Here is a 22,102-nt window from a genome sequence, read left to right on the forward strand (position 1 = left end):
CGCCCGCCACCTGTCGCGGCCGGATGAGGTGCTGCTTGTGGGCAGCAGGCCCGGGGCCTACATCAGCATCGTGTTGCGGATGAGGCCGACCGCGAGGCCTTCGATTTCGAAGGGCTCGCCGGGCTGGACGATGATGGTCGGGTAGTCGGGGTTCTCGGCGTGCAGCTCGATCACCTGCTTGTTGCGCTTCAGGCGCTTCACGGTGACTTCTTCGCCCAGGCGTGCCACCACGATCTGGCCGTTGCGCGCTTCCTTCGTGGCCTGCACGGCGAGCAGGTCGCCGTCCATGATGCCGGCGTCGCGCATCGACATGCCGCGCACCTTGAGCAGGTAGTCCGGCTGGCGCTGGAACAGCGTGTTCTCGACGTAGTAGGTCTGGTCGACGTGCTCTTGCGCGAGGATGGGCGAACCTGCCGCGACGCGGCCGATGAGCGGCAGCGCGAGCTGGGCCATGCCGGGCAGCGAAAGCGAGAACTGGTTGCCTTCGCGGTGCCGCGTTTCGTGGAGCGAGCGCAGCGCATCGCCCTTGAGGCGGATGCCGCGCGAGGTGCCGCTGACGAGTTCGATCACGCCCTTGCGGGCCAGGGCCTGCAGGTGCTCCTCGGCGGCGTTGGCCGACTTGAAGCCCAGCTCGTTGGCGATTTCGGCGCGCGTGGGCGGCGCACCGGTGCGTGCGATGGCGCCCTGGATCAGGTCCAGGATCTGCTGCTGGCGGGCGGTAAGCTTCACTGCGAACTGCATAGTGGTTTCCTTGCGGCACTGGCTAGATATCCAGTACCTGTATTTTTAACCAGTTTTCAAAAGTTGACAAGCCATGACTCATTCCTCTTCGTCCGAGACGCGCCGCGTGGTCGTGCTGGGCACCGGCGGCACCATTGCCGGCAAGGCCGCCAGCAGCGGCGACAACATCGGCTACACCGCCGGGCAGGTGGGGGTGGCGGATCTGCTGGGCGGCATCGAGGCGCCGGCCGGCGTGACGCTGGTGGCTGAGCAGGTCGCGCAGCTCGACAGCAAGGACATGGACGCGGACACCTGGCGCGAGCTGGCCGCGCGCTGCGCACACTGGCTGGCGCAGCCTGATGTGGCCGGCATCGTGGTCACGCACGGCACCGACACGCTGGAAGAGACCGCCTTCTTCCTGCACGCTGTGCTCGCGCCGGCCAAGCCGGTGGTGCTGACCTGCGCGATGCGTCCGGCCACGGCCCTGTCGCCCGACGGTCCGCAGAACGTGCGCGACGCGCTCGCTGTGGCTGCGACGCCGGACGCGCACGGTGTGACGGTGGTGTGCGCGGGCACGATCCACAGCGGCCTCGATGTGCAGAAGGTGCACACCTACCGCCTCGATGCCTTCGCGTCGGGCGACGCGGGGCCGGTCGGCTATGTGGAAGAGGGCGAAGTGCGGCGCGTTCGTGCGTGGCCGCATGGGGCGCCGTTCGATGCGGCGCGGCTGGAGTCGGTATCGAAGCCGTGGCCCCGCGTCGAGATCGTCATGAGCCACGCGGGCGCGAGCGGTGCGATCGTGGAGGCGTTGCTGCTCCCGTCGGCTGAGCCCTTGCGCGGGCTGGTCGTGGCCACGACCGGCAATGGCACCGTGCACCACGCGCTGGAAGCCGCAGCGCTGAAGGCGCAGGGCGGTGGCTTGGTGGTGTTGCGTGCCACACGCTGCGCGAACGGACGCATCCTGCCGAAACCCGGCGACGGGCTGCGGGACGCAGGCGCACTCACGCCGGTGAAGGCGCGGGTCGCGCTGGTGCTGGAACTTTTGGGAGTGGCCGCCCTGCCGGAGGCGGAGGGCGGCTAGGAGAAAGAGGCTGACGAATCAGCCGCTGAATCAGCTGTTCAGTGCGGCAAGCGCGCGCTGTGTGATCTCGTCGACCGTGCCCACGCCCTGGATGGCGCGGTACTTCGGCGCGGCGGCCGGGTCGGTCTTGGCCCAGGCCGAGTAGTAGTCGACCAGCGGACGGGTCTGCTGGCTGTAGACGTCGAGCCGCTTGCGCACGGTCTCTTCCTTGTCGTCTTCGCGCTGGATCAGCTCTTCGCCCGTCACGTCGTCCTTGCCTTCCACCTTCGGCGGATTGAACTTGACGTGGTAGGTGCGGCCCGATGCCGGGTGTGAGCGACGACCGCTCATGCGTTCGATGATGTCACCGAAGGGCACGTCGATCTCGAGCACGTAGTCGAGCTTCACGCCGGCCGCCTTCATGGCGTCGGCCTGCGGAATGGTGCGCGGGAAGCCGTCGAACAGGAAACCGCCGTTGCAGTCGGGCTGCGCGATGCGTTCCTTCACGAGGTTGATGATCAGGTCGTCGCTGACCAGTGCACCCGAATCCATGATCGTCTTGGCCTGCAGCCCGAGGGGGGTGCCCGCCTTGACCGCGGCGCGCAACATGTCGCCGGTGGAGATTTGGGGAATGCCGTATTTCTGGCAGATGAAGGTCGCTTGCGTGCCTTTGCCTGCTCCGGGCGCGCCCAGCAAAATAAGTCTCATGGTGTCCTCGGAAGGTTCTTAGATTTTGTGTCGCGCCCCATGCGCACCCTCAGGCGCGCCGAGGCGGAATTGCATCGAGGATAGCATGCGTCCCCGTGACAAATTGCCGCCGTCTCCCTCGGGGCGGCCTGCAGTTCACGCAGGCGAGCTGGCCGCGAAGACGGCGCGCACGCGTGCCAGGTCTTCGGGCGTGTCGATCCCGGGGCCCGGTGCCACATCGCTCACATGCACCGCGATGCGGTGTCCGTGCCACAGCGCGCGCAACTGTTCGAGCGCCTCGGTGGCTTCGACAGGGGCGGGCGACAGCAACGGAAATTGCCGCACGAAGCCTGCGCGATAGCCGTAGATGCCGATGTGGCGCAGCGGTGCGGGGCTGGGCAGCACCGACGGCGCCGCGCCACCCGACGAGCCGTCGCGCCACCAGGGGATCGGCGCGCGGCTGAAATACAGCGCATGGCCCTGCGCGTCGAGCACGGCCTTCACCACGTTCGGGTTCATGAAGTCGGCCAGCGAGTCGATCGCATGGACGGCGGTGCTCATCGCGGCCTGCGGGCGCGCGGCCAGCGTGGCGGCGACGGCGTCGATCAACGCGGGGTCGATCAGCGGCTCGTCGCCCTGCACGTTGACGACGATCGCGTCACCGTCGAGTCCGAGTTGTTCGCAGGCTTCGGCCAGCCGGTCGGTGCCGCTGGGGTGGTCCTGGCGGGTGAGCAGGGCCTCGACGCCGTGCGCCTTGCAGGCGTCGATGATGGTGGCGTCGTCGCCGGCCACCACCACGCGGGCGGCGCTGGACTGGCGGGCACGTTGCGCCACGCGCACGACCATCGGCAGTCCGGCGATGTCGGCCAGCGGTTTCTTGGGAAGTCGCGTCGAAGCCAGCCGGGCCGGCACCAGAACGGTGAAGCTCACAGGCCCAGCTCTTCGTCGGACAGCGTGCGGGCCTCGTTCTCGAGCAGCACGGGGATGCCGTCACGCACCGGGTAGGCCAGGCGCGCGCTGCGCGAGCAGAGTTCCTGCTTCTCGGCGTTCCAGGTCAGCGGGCCCTTGGTGACGGGGCAGACGAGCAGTTCAAGCAGCTTGGTATCCATCGAGCGATGATAGCTTCGCGTCGAGGGCGGCGAAGAACGCCGGCGAGGGTTCGAAGTGCAGCGGCACGGCGAGCGCGTCGGGCGCCTGGCGCCAGAGCTTGACGGCGTCTTTTTCCGTGCAGACGAGGGGCAGGGCGGGACCGGCTGGTCGTTGCCAACCGCTGAAATCGTGATGGTCAGGCAGCGCGAGGGTGTCTGCGAGCGTCAGGCCGCGAGCACGCAGCATCGTGAAGAAGGCCTCCGGCCGCGCGATGGCGGCGAGCGCGATCACGGGCTGGCCGGCGAGCGTGTCAAGCGGGATGCGCCGGCCGTCCTTCGCGATGGCGTACAGCGCCAGTTCGCGGGTGGCGGTGTAGCCGCCGGCGAAAGCGGGCCGCTCGCCGCTGTGCAACAGCAGGTCGCAATGGCGCGGCCACGGCTCGCGCAGGGGGCCGGCCGGCAGCAGCCAGCCGTTGCCGACACCGCGGTCGTCGAACACGCAGATCTCGATGTCGCGCGCCAGCGCCAGGTGTTGCAGGCCGTCGTCGCTGACGATGACCTGCGTGGCCGGGTGTTGTTCGAGCAGGGCGCGTGCGGCCTCGATGCGCTGTCGGGCCACGAAGACCGGCGCGCCAGTGGCATGGTGGATCAACGCGGGTTCGTCGCCGACGTCCTGCGGATCGCTGTCGGCCTGGACTTCACGGCAGTCGTCGGTGCGGCGGCCGTAGCCGCGCGACACCACCCCCACCCGCAGACCACGTGCCTGAAGGTGGCGCACGACCGCCATCACGACGGGTGTCTTGCCGGCCCCACCCGCAATCACATTGCCGACCACGATCACGGGTACCGGCACGCGTCCGGTTTTCTGCCAACCCCATCGGTAGAAGGCGCGCCGCAACGCGAAGAGGGCGCCGTAGACCTGCGACAGCGGCCACAGCAGGCAGGCCAGCGCACCGCGGCGCAGCCAGGCATCCTGCAGCCGCGCGCCGGTCGACACTCAGTGACCGGCCTGGGCCGTCGACTGGGCGGCGAAGGTGATCTGCATCAGGCCGGCGCGGCGCGCAGCCTCCATCACCGTCACCACGGCCTGGTGCGGGCTGGCGGCATCGGCGCTGATGATCACGACGCTGTCCTTGCCACCGGTGGCGGCGGCGCCGAGCGCGGCGGCCACGGTGTCGACGCTGCGGTCCGCCAGCGGCGACTTGTTGATCACGTAGCGGCCGTCAGCCGACACCGCCACGATCACCTCTTTCGGGTAGTCGCGCTGCGCGTCGACGTCCGCCGTCGGCAGCCGCAGCTGCATCTCGGTGAACTTGCTGTAGGTGGTCGACAGCATCAGGAAGATCAGCACGACCAGCAGCACGTCGATGAACGGGATCAGGTTGATCTCCGGCTCGTCGCGCGCGCCGTGGCGAAACTGCATGCGGCCTCGAGTCATAGGCTCACCCCCAGGCTGCGCGCACTTCGTGTCGCTACGCCAACCCCCTTCCGGGGGCGACACCTGCGGCCCGGCGAAGCCGGTTCCGCGGTGTCCCTGGTGTGGCGGCCGTCGGTTGCTGCGATGGCCGTCATTTGCGAAGTGCGTTCAAGTGGCGCGCAAAGCGCTCGCCCGAGAGTTCGAGGTTCAGCAGGTACTCGTCGACGCGGCTGCGGAAGTAGCGCCAGAAGATCAGCGTGGGGATGGCCACGATCAGGCCGAAGGCCGTGTTGTACAGCGCGATCGAAATGCCGTGCGCCAGCTGCGCCGGATTGCCCGAACCGACGGCACCGCTGCCGGGCGACTGCGAGCCGAAGATCTCGATCATGCCGATCACCGTGCCCAGCAGGCCGAGCAGCGGCGCGGCCGAGGCGATGGTGGCCAGCGCCGGCAGGTAGCGCTCCAGCTTGTGCGCCACGGTGCGGCCCGAGGCCTCCATGGCGGCGCGCAGGTCTTCTTCGGTGCAGCGCGGGTTGGCGTTCAGCGCGCGCAGGCCGGCGGCCAGCACCTGGCCGAGCATCGAGTTGCTTTCCAGTTTGGTCACGACCTCCGGGCCGGGAACCGCGCCGCGCGACACGGTGATGGTCTCGTCCAGCAGCTTCGGCGGCAGGACCTTGACGGTCTTGAGGCTGGTGAAACGTTCAATGACCAGCGCGAGTGCGATGACCGAACAGGCGAGCAATGGCCAGATTGGCCAGCCCGCGGCAACAATGATGGAAAACAAGAAAATCCTCCGGCCCGTAGACTGCAAATGCGCGGCGATTATCCACCGAGCCACCATCGGCTCGCGGCTTGTTTGCGTGTCGGCAAGGACGCACAGATTCTGTGGATAACTTTGTGATTAACCCATCGCGCAATGTCTCCGAACCCGCATGGGACGGGCTTTCCGTTAGATCGATTGAATTTTGAGCAGCACTTTTTTTAATGAAATCAACAGCTTGCACGAGAACTCGTGCATCTGTTCCACCATACCCCTCCAAAGTGGGGGGCGCGACGCCCGTTGTGGAAGAGTGGCGCTCGGCGGCGGAGGGGCGCGATGAGCTTCAGGGAGCCGAATGCCGCGCCCGGGCCGCGCGTGTGGGCCGTGGGCGCGCTGTGCCGCGCGGTGGCCGATGCGCTCGATGCGCGCTTCAACCCGGTCTCGGTGCGCGGGGAAATCTCCGGTTTCTCGCGTGCATCGAGCGGTCATTGCTATTTCTCGCTCAAGGACGAATCCGGCCAGCTGCGCTGCGCGATGTTCCGTCGCGCGGCCAGCCTGCTCGACTTCACGCCGCGCGATGGCGACCAGGTCGAGGTGCGCGGACGGCTGGCGGTGTACGAACCGCGCGGTGACCTGCAGCTGGTGGTCGAGAGCCTGCGGCGCGCGGGGCAGGGCGCGCTGTTCGAGCAGTTCCTGCAGCGCAAGGCGCGCCTCGAGGCCGAGGGCCTGTTCGACCCCGCGCGCAAGCGGGCGCTGCCGTCCATGCCGCGCGCCGTGGGCGTCGTCACCTCGCTGGGGGCCGCGGCGCTGCATGACGTCGTGACAGCGCTGCGGCGGCGCGTCCCACATATTCCCGTGGTGCTGGCGCCGGCGGCAGTGCAGGGCGCCAGCGCGCCGGCCGACCTGGTGCGTGCCTTGCAGTCGCTCTACACGCTGGAGCCGGCTGTCGACGTGATCCTGCTGGTGCGCGGCGGTGGCTCGATCGAGGACCTCTGGGCCTTCAACGACGAAACGCTGGCGCGCACCATCGTGCAGAGCCCCGTGCCGGTGATCAGCGGCGTGGGGCACGAAACCGATTTCACTATCGCCGATTTCTGCGCCGACCTGCGCGCGCCGACGCCGACGGCCGCCGCGGAACTCGTCAGCGCGCCGCGCGACCTGTGGCTCGGCGCGCTCGACCTGCTCGATGAACGGCTCGGCGATGCGTTGGGCGGGCGGCTCGATGTGCTCGGCCAACGGCTGGACCAGGCGGCCGCGCGGCTGGGGCGCCCGTCGGGCCTGGTCGCGCGCCAGCAGTTGCGGTTGGCGCACCGCGCGCAGCGGTTGCACTACGCGGTGCTGTCGCGCCGGGAGCGCCTGGCGCAGGTGCCGCAGGCCATCGCCACCGATTTCTCCGCGAAGTTCGCGCGCTCGCTGACGCAGCGGCGCGAGCGGCTCGAACGCGTGGCCCTGCGCCTGCGACTGCTCGACCCGGCCCTGGTGCTGCAGCGCGGCTATGCCTTGCTGACCGACGGCGAAGGCCGCGCGGTCGTCAGCGCAGGCAGCCTGAAGGCTGGCGATGCCGTGGTCGCACGCCTTTCGGATGGCTCGGTCGACCTGACCGTGACGCCCGGCGGCGCGACGGGAACGCGTCTGACGCCGCCCCCCTGATTACTTCCTAGAATCCTTCATTCCCCACAACCAACCCACGAGAAAAAACCATGGAACATGTGCTCCCACCCCTGCCGTACGCCATCGACGCACTGGCCCCCGAGTATTCGAAGGAAACGCTCGAGTACCACCACGGCAAGCACCACAACGCCTACGTGGTGAACCTGAACAACCTGCAAAAGGGCACCGAGTTCGAAGCGATGACGCTCGAAGAGATCGTCAAGAAGTCCAGCGGCGGCATCTACAACAACGCTGCGCAGATCTGGAACCACACCTTCTTCTGGAACTGCATGAAGCCCCAGGGCGGCGGCGCTCCCACCGGCGCGCTGGCCAAGGCCATCGACGCCAAGTGGGGCAGCTACGACGCCTTCAAGGAAGCTTTCGTGAAGTCGGCCGTGGGCAACTTCGGCTCGGGCTGGACGTGGCTCGTGAAGAAGGCCGACGGTTCGGTGGACATCGTGAACACCGGCGCCGCCGGCACGCCGCTGACCACCGCCGACACCGCGCTGCTGACGGTGGACGTGTGGGAGCACGCGTACTACATCGACTACCGCAACCTGCGCCCGAAGTTCGTCGAGACCTTCCTGGCCAAGCTGGCCAACTGGGACTTCGCAGCGAAGAACTTCGGCTGAAGCCGGACCTGGCGCTCGCCATAAAAAAAGCCGACCTTAGGGTCGGCTTTTTTACGCGCGCTGCGCTGCTCAGCGCTTGGCGGCCGAGAAGAGCTCGCCGCCGAGCTTGGCACCCTTCTTGATGTTCTTCTTGGCGAACCAGCCCTGGTTCATCTCGAGCACGTAGCGCACCGGCTCCTCGGAGCAATGCGAGTTCTCGGTCATCGGCTGCATGTCGACCAAGTTGACGATGCGGCCGTCGTCGGCCACGAAGGCGGCGGTCAGCGGCAGCAGCGTATTGCGCATCCAGAAGCACTGCGTGGCCGGCTGCTCGAAGACGAAGATCATGCCCTCGGCCTGCGGCATCGTCTTGCGGAACATCAGTCCGATCTCGCGCTCGCGAGGCGATTGCGCCACTTGCGCATCGATCTTGTAGAGGCCGACCGACAACTGCGTGCGTGCCAGATCGGTTTGGGGTTGCGGTTGGATTTGCTGCTGCGCGTGGGCCGGCGCCAGGAAGGACGCGGACACCAGAAGCAGCGCGGCGAGACGCTGAAACATCGGATGACTCTTTCGGGGCCGCGACACACGAGGTCGGCCCGTGACCAATAAAAATGCCCGCTGAAGCGGGCATCGCCGGGAGCTTGAAAGCTTACACCTTCTTGGCAGCGGCGTGGGCCTTGGAGACGTGGCGCACCTTGTGCTTCTTGACCGTGTGCTTGGCCTTGGCCTTGTGGGCGGCGGGAGCGGCCGGCGCTGCGGGAGCGGGTTCGGCGGCTTGGGCGAATGCACCGGCTGCGAAGAGGCCGGCGACCAGGGCTGCGATCAGCTTGTTCATGAGAAATCCTTTGAGATTGTTGATATGGATCACCTCCCTGCGGAAGGCCTCCATTCAACGGACCTCAAGAACCCCGGTTGACAGTGGTTGAACAAAACTGCGAACGAAAAAAAGCGCTCCGGAGAGCGCTTTTCTTAGGGGGGACAGACCGGCTTACTTGGCGCCGGGCATGTCAGGCGTGCCGCCTTGGGTGGCCTTGCGCTTCACGCTGCCGTCCTTGTTGCGGCGACGATCGTCGCGGGTCTTGGCGCGCTTTTCGCCAGCAACGCCAGCCTTGTCGGCACCGAAGGCGCCGCCTTCAGGCGTCTTGGCGATGTCGCCAGCAGCGGGAGCCACTTGACCAGCGGGCTTGGCTTCCTTCTTGGCTTCAGCGCGAGCTTGCGGCTTGCTGTTGGTCGCGTTGCCTTGTTCGGGCGTGGTACCGGCCGGGTTCTGGGCGTACGCGCCAGCGGCGAACAGGCCAGCGATCATGACTGCGAGAAGTTTGCTCATTGATGATTCCTCTATCGAGAATTGGTTGGAAACGCCTCCCGGCGAGCAGAAGGTCAGCCAGTAACGGGCTCTATCGCCCTACGGTTGACAATTGTCCGCTGATGGGTTGCGTCTAAAATGTACAGCGATTTGTTAGCGCGCTGTACAGCGATTCTCCCTCGCTGTCTGAATTCGCAGACAGTCGTTCGAATTACGTCACTCCCGGAGTCAAGCCCCCTCATGTCCAGCTATCAGCACATCAAAGTCCCGACCGAAGGCCAGAAGATCACGGTCAACGCTGACAATTCGCTCAATGTGCCCGATCAGCCGATCATTCCGTTCATCGAAGGCGACGGCACCGGGCTGGACATCACGCCGGTGATGCTCAAGGTGGTGGACGCCGCAGTGGCCAAGGCCTACGGCGGCAAGAAGAAGATCCACTGGATGGAGGTCTACGCCGGCGAGAAGTCGACCAAGGTCTACGGCCCCGACGTCTGGCTTCCCGAGGAAACCCTGCATGCGGTGCGCGACTACGTGGTGTCCATCAAGGGCCCGCTGACCACGCCCGTCGGCGGCGGCATCCGCTCGCTGAACGTGGCGCTGCGCCAGGAACTCGACCTGTACGTCTGCTTGCGGCCCATCCAGTACTTCGAGGGCGTGCCCAGCCCGGTGCGCGAGCCGCACAAGACCAACATGGTCATCTTCCGCGAGAACTCGGAAGACATCTACGCCGGCATCGAGTTCGAAGCCGAAAGCGACAAGGCCAAGAAGCTCATCAAGTTCCTGCAGGACGAGATGGGCGTCAAGAAGATCCGTTTCCCCAACACCTCGGGCATCGGCGTCAAGCCCGTCTCGCGCGAAGGCACCGAGCGCCTCGTGCGCAAGGCTTTCCAGTACGCCATCGACAACGACAAGCCCAGCGTGACCCTGGTCCACAAGGGCAACATCATGAAGTTCACCGAAGGTGGCTTCCGTGACTGGGGCTACAACCTGGCCGCCAAGGAATTCGGCGCCGAGCTGATCGACGGCGGCCCGTGGATGAAGTTCAAGAACCCCAAGACGGGCAAGGAAATCACCGTCAAGGACAGCATCGCCGACGCGTTCCTGCAGCAGATCCTGCTGCGTCCCGCCGAATACAGCGTGATCGCCACGCTGAACCTCAACGGCGACTACGTCTCCGACGCGCTGGCCGCACAGGTTGGCGGCATCGGCATTGCACCGGGTGCGAACCTGAGCGACACCGTCGCCATGTTCGAAGCCACCCACGGCACGGCCCCCAAGTACGCCGGCAAGGATTATGTGAACCCGGGTTCCGAGATCCTGTCCGCCGAAATGATGCTGCGCCACATGGGCTGGACCGAAGCGGCCGACCTGATCATCAGCTCGATGGAAAAATCGATCGCCAGCAAGAAGGTCACCTATGACTTCGCGCGCCTGATGGACGGCGCGACGCAAGTGAGCTGCTCTGGTTTCGGTCAGGTCATGATCGACAACATGTAATTGCGATCGCTGACGTCGAGAAACGTCAGACCCTTATCAAGCCCTCGAGCTTCCGAAAGGAGTCGAGGGTTTTTTCTTGCCTGTCGCCCTCGCGATATCGTTAGTGAATTACCTCCTTTGTGCTCTGAACGTAAGGAGAGGCGGGCAAACATCACAGATCAATAGGCTCCGTCTTTCGTTTAACCATTGGTAGAAACTGTGCTGTGTTTGCCTCGCGGCGAGCCGCCAGAATCGCGCCCATTCCAAGAAGCATAGGGGGCGCGAAGTGGGGAAAAAGAACGCAGGAATCTGCCCGGCAACAGGGGGCCTCGCAGACGACTCGATCGAACAGGGCGTGCACGCTGCACGGCAGATCGCGCAATGACGATCTCTCGGCGAGCGCTGTTCGGCAAGCTCAACCTCACCTTGTTTCGCGGCATCGAATCCGCCACCGCCTTTGCCAAGCTGCGCGGCAATCCCTATGTCGAACTGACGCACTGGATTCACCAGCTCTGGCAGCTCAACGACAGCGATCTGCACCGCATCTGCCGGCACTACCAGATCGACGCGCAAGCCATCGAGAAAGACTTCGCATCGGCCTTGTCCAGCTTGCCATCGGGTGCCACCTCGCTGACCGATTTTTCCAGTCATATCGAAGCTGCCATCGAGCGTGCGTGGGTGCTCTCGAGCCTCGAGTTCGGCGCGCATTGCGTGCGTGGTGCGTGGCTGCTTGCTGCGCTGCTTCAGACGCCGGACCTGCGGCGCGTGCTTCTTGGCATCTCGCCTGCATTCCAGAGAATCCCAGCAGACCAACTGACGGAGGCCATCGGTGCCATCGTGGCCGGCTCCCCCGAAGGGCAGGAAGGACCGCACGATGGCTCCGGTCTGCCATCAGCGCTGCCCGGTGAAGCCAGCGCCGCGCTCACGGATGCAGCGTCGGATGGAAGGTCCGCGTTGCGGCGCTACTGCACGGATCTGACCGAGCGCGCGTCTCAAGGGCAGATCGATCCGGTCATCGGGCGCGGACACGAGATCCGCACGATGGTCGACATCCTGCTGCGTCGCCGTCAGAACAATCCCCTGCTCACGGGAGACGCGGGCGTCGGCAAGACGGCGGTGGTCGAGGGGCTCGCGTTGGCCATCGCGCAAGGCGAGGTTCCTCCCGATCTGAAGAACTGCCGCTTGTGGAGCCTCGATGTCGGAGCGCTGTTGGCCGGCGCAAGCATGCGCGGGGAGTTCGAGTCCCGCCTCAAGGCCTTGCTGGAAGAAGCGGGTAAATCGGCGCAGCCCGTCATCCTCTTCATCGACGAGGTGCACACCTTGGTCGGTGCGGGCGGGCAATCCGGAACCGGCGATGCCGCCAACCTGCTCAAGCCGGCGCTTGCACGGGGAACCTTGCGCACGATCGGTGCCACCACCTGGAGCGAGTACAAGCGCCACATCGAGAAAGACCCGGCGCTGACGCGACGCTTTCAGACGCTGCAGGTGGCAGAGCCCGACGAGGTTGCTGCGACCGAGATGGTGCGTGGCCTTGTCGCCACCTTTGCAGAGCACCACGGCGTGCTCGTACTCGATGAAGCCGTGCGCGCGGCCGTGACGCTGTCGCATCGCTACATCCCTGCACGCCAGCTCCCCGATAAGGCGATCAGTCTCCTGGACACCGCATGTGCGCGCGTTGCCATGTCGCTTCACGCGCCGCCGCCTGAAGTCGAGCAATGGCGGCACCGCATCGCTGCCCTCCAGGTCGAGCTCGAACTGCTGAGTCAGGAGGGTGTCGTTGCCCAGGGGAGTGATGCAAGAGCGTTGCGCCTCGATGCGGCACGATCTCAACTCGATGCGGCGCAGCAGGCGTTGACCTTGCACGAAGCGCGATGGCAAGACGAGCTTGCGCTGGTTCGCACGATTCATGGATTGAGGACCAAGAAGAGGGAGGGGGCGAAAGATCTGAGCTGCGCCGAGGGGAATGCACCCTCGGCGCAGCTGCAGGCCCTCGAGCTCGAGCTTGCCGCGCACCAGAAGGAGTTGCCTCTGATTTTTCCCCAGGTGGACGAGGCCGTGGTGGCCGGCATCGTGGCCGACTGGACGGGGATTCCCGTGGGGCGGATGGTCACCGACGAGGTCGCGGCAGTCGTTGCGCTTCAATCACGACTGGAAGCGCGCGTGATTGGCCAGGGGCCAGCGCTCGCGGCGATCGCGGAGCGCATGCAGACGGCGCGAGCGCGGCTGACGGATCCAAGCAAGCCGGTGGGTGTATTCCTGCTGGCCGGCCCTTCGGGTGTGGGCAAGACAGAGACGGCATTGGCACTGGCCGAGGCCATGTATGGCGGTGAGCAGAACCTCATCACCATCAACATGAGCGAGTTCCAGGAGTCGCACACGGTGTCGACCTTGAAAGGCGCGCCCCCGGGTTATGTCGGCTTCGGCGAAGGTGGCGTGCTCACGGAGGCCGTGCGCCGAAAGCCCTACAGCACGATCCTGCTCGATGAGGTGGAAAAGGCCCACCCGGATGTGCACGAAATCTTCTATCAAGTGTTCGACAAGGGGTGGATGGAAGATGGGGAAGGGCGTCGTGTCGATTTCCGAAACACCACGATCCTGCTGACGAGCAACACCGGTGCGGAACTCATCGCTGCTCTGAGTGAAGACCCCTTGCTGGTGCCCGATGTCGAGGCTCTGCGCGATGCCCTCCAGCCGGCGCTGCGAACGGTCTTTCCTGCGGCCTTCCTTGGCCGGTTGACCGTGGTGCCTTACCTGCCCTTGGCCTCGGGCGCACTGCGCGACATCGTGAGCCTGCACCTGGATCGCGTGGTCGAGCGAATGCATGCGCAGCATGACATTGCGCTGGACTACACGCCTGCGCTGCTGAATGAAATCGTCGGCCACTGCGGCACTTACGAAACCGGGGCTCGCCGTCTGATCGGCTTCATCGAACAACGTCTCCTGCCGATTCTTTCCCGGCAATGGCTGGATGCGCTTCAAGTGCGGCAAAAGATCCGGCGCATGACTGCCGACGTGAAGCCAAGCGACAGCGCCAACCCCGCCTTGCAAGGAGGAGGCGCCATCGTCTGTCACACCGAGTTCGCCTGAGTCCAGCGAGCCATCTCGTTGGCGCAGGAGATGCGTCGTTGCCTCCGAAAGGGCGCGATGCCAGGTTCTTGTCTGTCTTTTTTCACCAGGGAGTTTTCATGGCCACCAACAACAACAGCAGTCAGAAGTTCATTGCCCGCAACAGGGCACCACGTGTGCAGATCGAGTACGACGTGGAAATCTACGGGTCCGAGAAGAAGATCGAATTGCCCTTCGTGATGGGCGTCTTGTCCGATCTGTCCGGCAAGCCGGCGCAGGCCTTGCCTCCTGTGCCCGAGAGAAAGTTCCTCGATATCGACATCGACAACTTCGACGAGCGGATGAAGGCAATCCAGCCGCGCGTGGCATTCGCCGTGCCGAACACGCTGACGGGCGAAGGCCAGCTCATGGTCGACATCACCTTCGAGAGCATCGAAGACTTCTCGCCAGCCGCTGTCGCACGAAAGGTAGAGCCACTCAGCAAGCTCCTCGAAGCCCGCACGCAGTTGGCCAACCTGCAGACCTACATGGACGGAAAGGCGGGGGCCGAAAGCCTCGTCAACAAGCTGCTTCAAGACCCTTCGCTGATGAAGTCGCTGGCGAAATCCGCCAAACCCCGCACCGACGACCTGGACGGCGCACCTGCGTCCGATTCCGCCGCGTGACATTCAGACCAAGGAACTCCAGATGACCACCCTCATGGACAACGTGCTCGAGGCGCCCGAGGCGACGCGCTACACCGACCCCACCGACTTCTCGGCCCTGCTCGACAAGGAATTCAAGCCCAAGACCGACGAAGCGCGCGATGCCGTCGAGGCGGCCGTCAGGACGCTGGCAGAGCAGGCGCTCGTCAACGCCGCAACGATGACCGACGACGCCTACAGCAGCATCGAGGCCATCATTGCCGAGATCGATCGCAAGCTGTCGGAGCAGATCAACCTCGTGCTCCACAAGGAAGACTTCCAGAAGATCGAGTCGGCCTGGCGAGGCATGCACCACCTGGTCTACAACACCGAGACGGACGAGAAGCTCAAGATCCGCTTCATGGACGTTTCCAAGGACGAAGTCCGTCGCACGCTGCGTCGCCACAAGGGAATCGCCTGGGACCAGAGCCCGATCTTCAAGCGCATCTATGAAGAGGAGTACGGCCAGCTCGGCGGCGAGCCCTACGGGTGCCTGGTGGCCGACTACTACTTCGATCACACGCCGCCCGATGTCGAGCTGTTGGGTGCAATCGCCAAGGTCTCTGCAGCATCTCACGCGCCGTTCATCGCCGGATCGGCGCCCTCGCTGCTCGGCATGGAGTCGTGGCAAGAGCTTGCGAATCCGCGCGACCTCGCAAAGATCACGTCGAACCTCGAGCACGCCCCGTGGAACTCGCTGCGAAACACCGAGGACTCCCGCTACGTTGGTCTGGCAATGCCTCGATTCCTGGCCCGGTTGCCTTATGGCGTGAAAACCAATCCTGTCGACGAATTCGACTTCGAAGAGGAAACCGAAGGCGCCGATCACCGCAACTACGTATGGAGCAATGCGGCCTATGCCATGGCGGTCAACATCAACCGCAGCTTCAAGCTCTACGGCTGGTGCACGATGATCCGCGGCGTGGAGTCGGGTGGCACTGTCGAGAACTTGCCGTGCCACACCTTCCCGACCGACGACGGCGGCTTCGACATGAAGTGTCCGACCGAAATCGCGATCTCCGACCGCCGCGAGGCTGAGCTTGCGAAAGCCGGACTGATTCCGCTGGTGCATCGAAAGAACACCGACCATGCCGCGTTCATCGGTGCCCAGTCGCTCCAGAAGCCACAGGAGTACATGGACCCGGACGCGACCGCCAATGCCAACCTGTCCGCACGGCTGCCGTATCTTTTCGCCAGCACGCGGTTCGCGCACTACCTGAAGTGCATCGTGCGCGACAAGATCGGCTCCTTCAAGGAGCGCGACGAAATGCAGCGCTGGTTGAACGAATGGATCATGCATTACGTCGACGCCGATCCTGCGAATTCGTCCCAGGAAACCAAGGCCCGGCGACCCCTCGCGGCTGCCGAAGTCGTGGTGGAGGACGTCGAAGGCAATCCGGGCTACTACAGCGCGAAGTTCTTCCTGCGTCCGCATTTCCAGCTCGAAGGCCTGACCGTTTCTCTGCGTCTGGTTGCAAAGCTGCCGTCGCTCAAAGAAGCGGCCTGACGCCGAACCGCCATCGAATTGTTCGAGGAAGTGGCGCGCAGACGCCACGGCATTTCCAAGGACGCGCCATCAAGAGCGCTCGTGCATTCGTCATTTACCGACAAATTCAAATACAGGGAGTTTTCTCATGTCACAAGACATTTTTCTGAAGATCAACGGCATCGAAGGCGAATCGCAGGATTCGGACCACAAGAACGAGATCGAGGTTCTGGCCTTCAACTGGAAAGCCTTCCAGGAATCCACCATGCACGCCGGCTCGGGCGGCGGCGCAGGCAAGGCGACGGTCGAAGACCTCGAGTTCGACCACTACATCGACCGTTCGAGTCCCAACCTCATGAAGTACTGCCTGACCGGCAAGCACGTGCAAGAGGCCAAGCTCACGGTTCGCAAGGCCGGCGGCAATCCGCTGGAGTACCTGAAGTTCACCTTCTCCGACGTGATCATCACCTCGATCCAGCCCTTCGGCTCGAACTCGGACGAGATGCGTGTCAAGGAGCGTGTGCGCCTTTCCTTCTCCAAGATCAAGCAGGAGTACTCCGTGCAGAACGCGCAAGGCGGCAGCGGTGGTGCTGTCACTGCGGGCTACGACATCAAGGGCAACAAGGAGTCCTGAAGCCTTCGCTTCGCCCCGGATCCGTCCGGGGCTTTTCGACTTCGGTTCGCGCAAGGGGGTTGAGGAGGCGCGAATCGAAGTCGGTTCTTTTGCGGTCCCTTTTTCAGTTTGATTCCTACATGAATCTCGACATGCCAGGGCTGTGCCGGAGTATTGCGTCCCGACGCGGGCTGTCCAGGTGGATGTCGCGTCTCGGGTTTCCATGCCTGTGGGGTTTTGCATTGGCCGTTGCGTTGGCAGGGCCTTCGCCGGCATATGCGCAGTTCTCACACCCAAGAGAGCAAACCAAGCTCGATATCACGGTCACTGCGGAAGCCGGTGTCAACCCGGACGACAAGGGGAGGGCGGCACCCATCATGGTCCGCATCTATGAGCTCAAGTCGGAGGCAACCTTCGAATCGGCCGATTACTTCTCGCTGCACAACAGCGACAAGACCGTGATGGGCGCCGACCTTCTGGTGCGCGATGAGTTCATCCTGCGACCCGGAGAGGTCAAGAAGATCCGGCGCATGTCGCACCCCGAGCTCGCCGCGATCGGCGTGATCGCCGGCTACCGGGAGCTCGCACAAAGCGAGTGGCGCCTTGTGCAGAAAGTCGATCCCGCCCCCGAGGCCGCCTGGTATCGCACGGTCATCCCCGCCAACAAGGTCAAGCTGGAGATCGCCCTTCAAGGCAAGGGCATCCAGCTGACGCCCATCAAGTAGCACGTCTGCGGCCCGAAAGCACAACGATCGAATCCATGAGCTGGTACAACAAAGTCGCCTGGAGCGAAGGGCTCTTCCTGCGTCCGCAGCTGTTTCAACAGCAGGAGCGCTACCTCGAACACCTGGCGCACAAGCGTGCCGCCTCGTTGACCCCCTTTTACTGGGGGTTCAACCACTACAGCATCGATGCGGAGTCGCTCTCACTGGGCAAGCTGGTGCTGGCCAGCGCGGCCGGGATCTTCTCGGATGGCACGCCCTTCGATGCACCGGGCCAGACGCTGCCGCCAGCGCCGCTCACGATCTTGCCGGAGCATCTGGAGCAAGTCATTCACCTGGCGGTGCCGATCCGGACGCCCAACGGAGAAGAAACGACGTTCGATGACGCCGGCATCTCAGCGTCGTCATTGGCCCGGTTTTCGGTGTTCGATGCGGAGCTGCGCGATGCCAACTCGATCGGACAGGGGGCAAAGACCGTGCAACTGTCGCGTCTGCGCCTGCGTCTCCTTCCGCAACGCGAACTGACCGATGCCTGGATCGGCTTGCCGCTCGCCAAGGTGACGGTGCTGCGCTCGGACGGAAGCATCGCCGTCGACCCTCACCTGATTCCGCCAGTAGCCGGCTATGGCGCAAGCCCCTTGCTGGCGGACTGGATCACCAATCTGCACGGCTTGTGCAAGCTGCGCGCGCAATCGTTGGCCGCCCGACTGAGTGGCAACGATGGCAAGTCCAGCGAAGCCGCCGAAGTGTCCGATTTCCTGCTGCTGCAGATCCTCAACCGCTACGAGCCCATGCTCGAGCACTGGCTTCGGGTGCGTGAGACCTCTCCAGAGATGCTCTACACCGCATTGCGCACGTTGAGCGGGGAGCTGGCCACCTTCGTTCGCGGAACCACCCGTCGTCCGCAACCGCATCCTGCCTACCAACACCTCGACCCGTACCTCTCCTTCAGGGAGTTGATCGGAGATGTGCAGGCCTTGCTGAACGACGTGCTCGTGCGAAGCGCCCAGAGCATCCCCTTGGCGTCAAGACCCAATGGTGTGCGCGTTGCGAGCGTCGAACCCGCGGAGTTGCAGGGCTTCTCCAGCCTGGTGTTTGCGGTCGCGGCGCACACGCCGCCGGAACAGTTGGCGAGCCAGTTTCCCGCCCGCTGCAAGGTGGGGCCGAGCGACAGGTTGACCGAGCTCATTCGGTCCCATCTGCCGGGCATACCGCTGCAGACCTTGCCCGTTCCGCCGCGTCAGATTCCCTTCAATGCAGGCTTTGTCTACTTCCAGATCGACCCTCGTGGTCCGTTATGGGAGCACATGGTCAAGCACGGTGGGCTGGCGCTGCATGTCGCGGGCGAGTTTCCGGGGTTGCGCATGGAGCTTTGGGGAGTGAGGGAAAAATGAATCCCCTGAAATTTCCGACCCATTTGTACGAAGGGGTCGTCTACGAGATCAAGAAGGGCGCCGAGCTCGCACTGTCGCATGGACCTTTGCGATCGGGCAAAGGCATGGTGAGCGGAATGATCGCACTGGTGCTGGCCAACTTCAGCATGCTGGGCGTGTTGTTGTTCCAGTTTCCGGATTTCCTCAGCACACCCAAGGTGCGTGAGTACCTGAGCTTCGATGTGATGCGAATCGTGTTGCTGGGCGCGATGGCATTGTGCGGAACCTTGGCGTTGTTCAACATTGTCTTCGGGCGGGTTCGACGCCTGTCTGCATGGGCATTGCTCTGGTTGGCCGTGGCCGTCGTGGGGTCGAAGTTGGGCGTCAGTGCAACGGGCAATGGCTGGCTTCCTGTTGCGGGGCAGTTGGCCGTTGTTCCCTATCTGGGGGTTGACTGGTTGATCTTCGATTTGCTGGCGACGACCCTGCTTTTCACCACGATCGAAAAGCTTCGACCCCTGAAGCCAGAAATGCCGGTTTTCAGGAAAGACTGGCAGACCGACTTCATGTACTTCGTCACAGGCCACTTGCTCATTGGCGTGACGTTGTTTCTCGTCTATGCCGTCTTGTATGGCGTGAGTGGTGCGCTTGCCGATCTCAATCCCGCCGCACAAGGTACGTTGCGCGGCTGGGTGCGGCAGCTTCCGTTCGGTTATGCACTGCTGTTGCTCTTGCTGATCACCGACTTCGGAAGGTACTGGCTGCATCGCTTCTATCACGAGACCGCCATTGGATGGCGACTGCACTCGATCCATCACAGCGCCGAGCATATGGACTGGATCTCCGGAAGCCGGACCCATGGCGTGGAAACGGTGATCTCGACGGTGGTGATCCTGGCACCAGCGTTCCTGCTTGGCTTTTCACAGAGCGTGATCAACGTCTACGTCTTGATTGCGGGCGTGCAGGCCGTGTTCAACAACACCAACGCATCGGTGCGGCTGGGGCCCCTGCGCTATCTCATCGTGACACCGAACTTTCACCATTGGCATCACAGCCGGGACGCGGAAGGCCTGGACCGATGCTATGCCGCGCACTTTGCGTTCTGGGACTACCTGTTCGGTACGGCGGTCAAAGCCGACAAGAACAAGATCTGGCCGGATGGCTATGGGGTCGTTGGCGACTACGTCCCGCGAGGGTTCTGGGCGCAGCAGCTGCATCCGATCCGATGGTCGGGGCGGTGGGTCGATGCGCACGGCGTCGAGCACAGAGAGAACCGTTGATCGGAGGCGCAGATGACCACACCCATCACCAGTCTCCAGAAAGAGTACATCCGTCTGCTCGACGGCAGTTCGGCCGCGATGACCGTCGCCGGTGCGCACATGGCCTCGGGCGCCTTCGTCGGCGTGTCCTGGAAGAACCTGACCTTTGTCGGATGCGACTTCGCAGGGGACGGCAACATCAAGCTGGCATCGATGTCGGGCTGCAAATTCATCGACTGCCGGTTTCTGGCGCCCCATCACGACTTCGGCGTGATGACCGATGTGAGCTTCACCCAATGCAGTTCGGCCGGGCGTTCGATCGTCTGTGGGGGCGATGGAAGCACTGGCGTCCTGTTCCAGGAGTGCAGCTTTGACGGCGGAAGCTCTGCACCCGCGGCGCACGAAGGCGTGGGATGCATGGGAGAGGTCACCTTTCGTAACTGCACAGGTCGCGGCGAAGTGCTGGTGGCCGGCACCCGTCTCACCATCGACAACTGCCAGTTCGACCACATGACCTTCGCCATCGGCCGCCAGCGCCGGCGTGGGACACCGCTGGCGGCCACCGTCCTGATCGACAACTCGCAGGGCTCCGGCGTGTGGCGAATGGTCGACTGCCGCATGAAGACCAGCCACATCCAGAACAGCAGCTTCGAGCAGATCGTCAACGACAGCTCCGAGTGCGAGGCCTGAGCAGGCTTCGCTTTTTCATCGGGCTCGGCCCGTTCATTTTTCCAACGCTCCAATGCTCTACAAAGAAGAATTCAACGAGGCGCCTGCGGGAGGTGGTGGAACCGCCCCACGCGACGGATCCGGTGATGGCGAACTGTTCGGCGAGTCGACCGATGTCGCGCATCTGGTGTCCGAGTCCTCGACGCAGGAGCGCCTGACCGCGGTCGCGGCGGCTCAGAATCCCTTGCTGGAGGCGGCCCAACCCTTGCTGCGGGCCCTGGCAGACATGCCCGCTGCGCTGGAAAGCGACGGCGTGGCGTTGTTCCATCAGTTGCTCGAGCGCGAGGTGGCCGCTTTCCAATCCATCTGCACCACTGCGCAGGTCCGGCACGAACATGTGGTGGCCGCGAGCTATGCGCTGTGCACCGCGCTCGACGAAGCGGCCAACAGTACGCCGTGGGGCGGCGGGCAGGGCGGAGAGGCCGGTATCTGGGCTGGCCAACAGCTGGCCGCGAAATTTCACGGCGATACCAAAGGCGGTGACAAATTCTTCCTTCTCGTCGGTCGCCTCGCCGCGAGCCCGCAAGAGCACGTGGATCTGCTCGAAGTGCTGTACCAGATCCTCGGGTTGGGTTTCGAAGGTCGCTTCAGCACCGCAGCGAACGGGCGCCGGCAGCTTGAAACGGTCCGTCATCGGCTGTTCTCTCTGCTGGGCAACGCGCGCGGCGATGTCCCGAGCGACTTGTCGCCGCATTGGAAGGGTGTGGGGGCAGGCAAGTTTCGCTTGCTGCGCAGTGTGCCGGTGTGGGTCACCGGCTCGGTGCTGACGTTGATCCTGTTCGGCCTGTTCGCTTGGTACAAGTACCAGCTGCTGCAGTCGAGCGCCGATCTGCAGCAGCGCATTGCCGCCATCGGCCGGCTGCGTCCCCCGCCGGCGCCTCCCGTCAAGCCGCTGCGCCTGAAGGAATTGCTGGCGAGCGAAATCGAGCGAGAGACGGTGAGCGTGGACGAAGACGAACGCCGCAGCATCGTCACCTTCAAGGGCGACGAGATGTTCGTCCCCGGTCAGGCGCGCCTCAGTGCACGGATTCTCCCCGTGCTGGCGAAGGTGGCTGACGAGATCAACCAGGTCTCCGGCACGGTCCAAATCACCGGCCATTCGGACAACCAGCCGATTCGCACGCGCGAGTTTCCCGACAACCAGGTCCTGAGCGAGAAGCGGGCACAGGCCGTGGCCGAAGTGCTGACGGGCAAAGGCGTCGTGCCGTCGCGCATCCAGACCGAGGGGCGCGGCGCCACGGTTCCCATCGCAGACAGCACGACCGCTGCGGGACGTGCCCGCAACCGGCGCGTCGACATCATGGTCACGCAGGGCACTGGCGTCAGCGCCAACGCCAGCGCGGGTCCGGTGAAGCAGCCAGCCGTCGCCCCGCGCTAGACGCAAGGCAGG

General features: G+C 64.4%; 23 protein-coding genes. 13 read left to right on the forward strand and 10 right to left on the reverse strand.

The features are described from left to right. Window positions 1–57: 57 nt before the first annotated feature. Window positions 58–741 (reverse strand): transcriptional repressor LexA, encoded by a 684-nt coding sequence (gene lexA, locus AC07SQ_RS00430; RefSeq protein ID WP_062471522.1) that lies wholly within the window; start codon window positions 739–741, stop codon window positions 58–60. Between the two features lie 73 nt (window positions 742–814). Here lexA and AC07SQ_RS00435 point away from each other — a divergent pair, with 73 nt between their 5' ends. Then, on the forward strand, window positions 815–1,801 hold the full coding sequence (locus AC07SQ_RS00435; protein ID WP_495271392.1) for an asparaginase: 987 nt from the start codon (window positions 815–817) through the stop codon (window positions 1,799–1,801). Between the two features lie 30 nt (window positions 1,802–1,831). Here AC07SQ_RS00435 and adk read toward each other — a convergent pair whose 3' ends face one another. The 6 genes from adk to AC07SQ_RS00465 all read right to left on the reverse strand — a co-directional run bounded on the left by adk (window position 1,832) and on the right by AC07SQ_RS00465 (window position 5,756). After that, entirely contained in the window at window positions 1,832–2,488 is a 657-nt protein-coding gene (adk, locus tag AC07SQ_RS00440; RefSeq protein WP_062471515.1) for an adenylate kinase, read from the reverse strand. Window positions 2,489–2,623: 135 nt separating this feature from the next. Continuing rightward, a complete protein-coding gene (gene kdsB, locus AC07SQ_RS00445; protein WP_495271391.1) occupies window positions 2,624–3,397 on the reverse strand; it encodes a 3-deoxy-manno-octulosonate cytidylyltransferase in 774 nt (257 codons plus the stop codon). Then, window positions 3,394–3,576 (reverse strand): Trm112 family protein, encoded by a 183-nt coding sequence (locus AC07SQ_RS00450; RefSeq protein ID WP_013541700.1) that lies wholly within the window; start codon window positions 3,574–3,576, stop codon window positions 3,394–3,396. Before AC07SQ_RS00450 ends, kdsB begins: the two co-directional genes overlap by 4 nt. After that, window positions 3,557–4,552 carry a tetraacyldisaccharide 4'-kinase gene (gene lpxK / locus AC07SQ_RS00455; protein WP_495271390.1) on the reverse strand — a complete coding sequence of 332 codons (996 nt, stop codon included), beginning with the start codon at window positions 4,550–4,552 and terminating at the stop codon, window positions 3,557–3,559. The genes AC07SQ_RS00450 and lpxK overlap by 20 nt, the downstream gene beginning before the upstream one ends. Continuing rightward, window positions 4,553–4,978 carry an ExbD/TolR family protein gene (locus AC07SQ_RS00460; protein WP_062471507.1) on the reverse strand — a complete coding sequence of 142 codons (426 nt, stop codon included), beginning with the start codon at window positions 4,976–4,978 and terminating at the stop codon, window positions 4,553–4,555. Window positions 4,979–5,123: 145 nt separating this feature from the next. Next, window positions 5,124–5,756: a MotA/TolQ/ExbB proton channel family protein gene (locus tag AC07SQ_RS00465; protein ID WP_495271389.1), complete on the reverse strand. Its 633-nt coding sequence runs from the start codon at window positions 5,754–5,756 to the stop codon at window positions 5,124–5,126. Between the two features lie 312 nt (window positions 5,757–6,068). Between AC07SQ_RS00465 and xseA the strand changes: the two genes are divergently transcribed. Further along, entirely contained in the window at window positions 6,069–7,382 is a 1,314-nt protein-coding gene (gene xseA, locus AC07SQ_RS00470; protein ID WP_495271388.1) for an exodeoxyribonuclease VII large subunit, read from the forward strand. A 50-nt stretch (window positions 7,383–7,432) separates the two neighbouring features. Continuing rightward, window positions 7,433–8,014, forward strand: a complete 582-nt coding sequence (locus tag AC07SQ_RS00475; protein WP_095745206.1) for a superoxide dismutase — start codon at window positions 7,433–7,435, stop codon at window positions 8,012–8,014. Between the two features lie 69 nt (window positions 8,015–8,083). Here the strand turns inward: AC07SQ_RS00475 and AC07SQ_RS00480 are convergent, their stop codons facing one another. From AC07SQ_RS00480 to AC07SQ_RS00490, 3 genes are all read right to left on the reverse strand, one after another. Then, a complete protein-coding gene (locus tag AC07SQ_RS00480; RefSeq protein ID WP_082548869.1) occupies window positions 8,084–8,554 on the reverse strand; it encodes a DUF192 domain-containing protein in 471 nt (156 codons plus the stop codon). Between the two features lie 91 nt (window positions 8,555–8,645). Beyond that, entirely contained in the window at window positions 8,646–8,831 is a 186-nt protein-coding gene (locus tag AC07SQ_RS00485; RefSeq protein WP_495271387.1) for a hypothetical protein, read from the reverse strand. A gap of 153 nt (window positions 8,832–8,984) precedes the next feature. Next, window positions 8,985–9,323 (reverse strand): hypothetical protein, encoded by a 339-nt coding sequence (locus AC07SQ_RS00490; RefSeq protein ID WP_062471494.1) that lies wholly within the window; start codon window positions 9,321–9,323, stop codon window positions 8,985–8,987. A 219-nt stretch (window positions 9,324–9,542) separates the two neighbouring features. Between AC07SQ_RS00490 and icd the strand changes: the two genes are divergently transcribed. The 10 genes from icd (at window position 9,543) to tssL (ending at window position 22,090) form a co-directional block, all read left to right on the forward strand. Then, entirely contained in the window at window positions 9,543–10,802 is a 1,260-nt protein-coding gene (gene icd, locus AC07SQ_RS00495; protein ID WP_062471491.1) for an NADP-dependent isocitrate dehydrogenase, read from the forward strand. A 360-nt stretch (window positions 10,803–11,162) separates the two neighbouring features. Continuing rightward, window positions 11,163–13,868: a type VI secretion system ATPase TssH gene (gene tssH / locus AC07SQ_RS00500; protein ID WP_495271386.1), complete on the forward strand. Its 2,706-nt coding sequence runs from the start codon at window positions 11,163–11,165 to the stop codon at window positions 13,866–13,868. A gap of 98 nt (window positions 13,869–13,966) precedes the next feature. Continuing rightward, window positions 13,967–14,512: a type VI secretion system contractile sheath small subunit gene (tssB, locus tag AC07SQ_RS00505; RefSeq protein ID WP_159277076.1), complete on the forward strand. Its 546-nt coding sequence runs from the start codon at window positions 13,967–13,969 to the stop codon at window positions 14,510–14,512. A 34-nt stretch (window positions 14,513–14,546) separates the two neighbouring features. Continuing rightward, entirely contained in the window at window positions 14,547–16,037 is a 1,491-nt protein-coding gene (gene tssC / locus AC07SQ_RS00510) for a type VI secretion system contractile sheath large subunit (RefSeq protein ID WP_139706204.1), read from the forward strand. Window positions 16,038–16,164: 127 nt separating this feature from the next. Continuing rightward, window positions 16,165–16,650 (forward strand): Hcp family type VI secretion system effector, encoded by a 486-nt coding sequence (locus tag AC07SQ_RS00515; protein ID WP_062471480.1) that lies wholly within the window; start codon window positions 16,165–16,167, stop codon window positions 16,648–16,650. Between the two features lie 119 nt (window positions 16,651–16,769). Continuing rightward, window positions 16,770–17,354, forward strand: a complete 585-nt coding sequence (tssJ, locus tag AC07SQ_RS00520; protein ID WP_495271385.1) for a type VI secretion system lipoprotein TssJ — start codon at window positions 16,770–16,772, stop codon at window positions 17,352–17,354. 35 nt (window positions 17,355–17,389) lie between these two features. Further along, complete coding sequence (tssK, locus tag AC07SQ_RS00525; RefSeq protein ID WP_139706207.1) at window positions 17,390–18,745, forward strand: type VI secretion system baseplate subunit TssK; 1,356 nt, start codon at window positions 17,390–17,392, stop codon at window positions 18,743–18,745. Then, window positions 18,742–20,004, forward strand: a complete 1,263-nt coding sequence (locus tag AC07SQ_RS00530) for a sterol desaturase family protein (RefSeq protein ID WP_495271384.1) — start codon at window positions 18,742–18,744, stop codon at window positions 20,002–20,004. Before tssK ends, AC07SQ_RS00530 begins: the two co-directional genes overlap by 4 nt. 12 nt (window positions 20,005–20,016) lie before the next feature. Then, window positions 20,017–20,673, forward strand: coding sequence for a hypothetical protein (locus AC07SQ_RS00535; protein ID WP_495271383.1), 657 nt, complete (start codon window positions 20,017–20,019; stop codon window positions 20,671–20,673). A 52-nt stretch (window positions 20,674–20,725) separates the two neighbouring features. Then, window positions 20,726–22,090: a type VI secretion system protein TssL, long form gene (tssL, locus tag AC07SQ_RS00540; protein ID WP_495271382.1), complete on the forward strand. Its 1,365-nt coding sequence runs from the start codon at window positions 20,726–20,728 to the stop codon at window positions 22,088–22,090. Window positions 22,091–22,102 lie beyond the last annotated feature (12 nt).

The sequence above is a fragment of the Variovorax sp. GW821-FHT06D12 genome, from assembly GCF_059419205.1.

Bases quoted from the DNA above. Each gene is read 5' to 3' on its own strand.
- AC07SQ_RS00515 (WP_062471480.1), top strand. From the start codon at position 16,165: ATGTCACAAGACATTTTTCTGAAGATCAACGGCATCGAAGGCGAATCG.
- AC07SQ_RS00490 (WP_062471494.1), bottom strand. From the start codon at position 9,323: ATGAGCAAACTTCTCGCAGTCATGATCGCTGGCCTGTTCGCCGCTGGC.
- AC07SQ_RS00480 (WP_082548869.1), bottom strand. From the start codon at position 8,554: ATGTTTCAGCGTCTCGCCGCGCTGCTTCTGGTGTCCGCGTCCTTCCTG.
- AC07SQ_RS00485 (WP_495271387.1), bottom strand. From the start codon at position 8,831: ATGAACAAGCTGATCGCAGCCCTGGTCGCCGGCCTCTTCGCAGCCGGT.
- AC07SQ_RS00435 (WP_495271392.1), top strand. From the start codon at position 815: ATGACTCATTCCTCTTCGTCCGAGACGCGCCGCGTGGTCGTGCTGGGC.
- tssL (WP_495271382.1), top strand. From the start codon at position 20,726: ATGCTCTACAAAGAAGAATTCAACGAGGCGCCTGCGGGAGGTGGTGGA.
- AC07SQ_RS00475 (WP_095745206.1), top strand. From the start codon at position 7,433: ATGGAACATGTGCTCCCACCCCTGCCGTACGCCATCGACGCACTGGCC.
- AC07SQ_RS00450 (WP_013541700.1), bottom strand. From the start codon at position 3,576: ATGGATACCAAGCTGCTTGAACTGCTCGTCTGCCCCGTCACCAAGGGC.
- AC07SQ_RS00460 (WP_062471507.1), bottom strand. From the start codon at position 4,978: ATGCAGTTTCGCCACGGCGCGCGCGACGAGCCGGAGATCAACCTGATC.
- tssB (WP_159277076.1), top strand. From the start codon at position 13,967: ATGGCCACCAACAACAACAGCAGTCAGAAGTTCATTGCCCGCAACAGG.
- AC07SQ_RS00530 (WP_495271384.1), top strand. From the start codon at position 18,742: ATGAATCCCCTGAAATTTCCGACCCATTTGTACGAAGGGGTCGTCTAC.
- adk (WP_062471515.1), bottom strand. From the start codon at position 2,488: ATGAGACTTATTTTGCTGGGCGCGCCCGGAGCAGGCAAAGGCACGCAA.
- tssH (WP_495271386.1), top strand. From the start codon at position 11,163: ATGACGATCTCTCGGCGAGCGCTGTTCGGCAAGCTCAACCTCACCTTG.
- icd (WP_062471491.1), top strand. From the start codon at position 9,543: ATGTCCAGCTATCAGCACATCAAAGTCCCGACCGAAGGCCAGAAGATC.
- lexA (WP_062471522.1), bottom strand. From the start codon at position 741: ATGCAGTTCGCAGTGAAGCTTACCGCCCGCCAGCAGCAGATCCTGGAC.
- tssK (WP_139706207.1), top strand. From the start codon at position 17,390: ATGAGCTGGTACAACAAAGTCGCCTGGAGCGAAGGGCTCTTCCTGCGT.
- tssC (WP_139706204.1), top strand. From the start codon at position 14,547: ATGGACAACGTGCTCGAGGCGCCCGAGGCGACGCGCTACACCGACCCC.
- AC07SQ_RS00535 (WP_495271383.1), top strand. From the start codon at position 20,017: ATGACCACACCCATCACCAGTCTCCAGAAAGAGTACATCCGTCTGCTC.
- xseA (WP_495271388.1), top strand. From the start codon at position 6,069: ATGAGCTTCAGGGAGCCGAATGCCGCGCCCGGGCCGCGCGTGTGGGCC.
- tssJ (WP_495271385.1), top strand. From the start codon at position 16,770: ATGAATCTCGACATGCCAGGGCTGTGCCGGAGTATTGCGTCCCGACGC.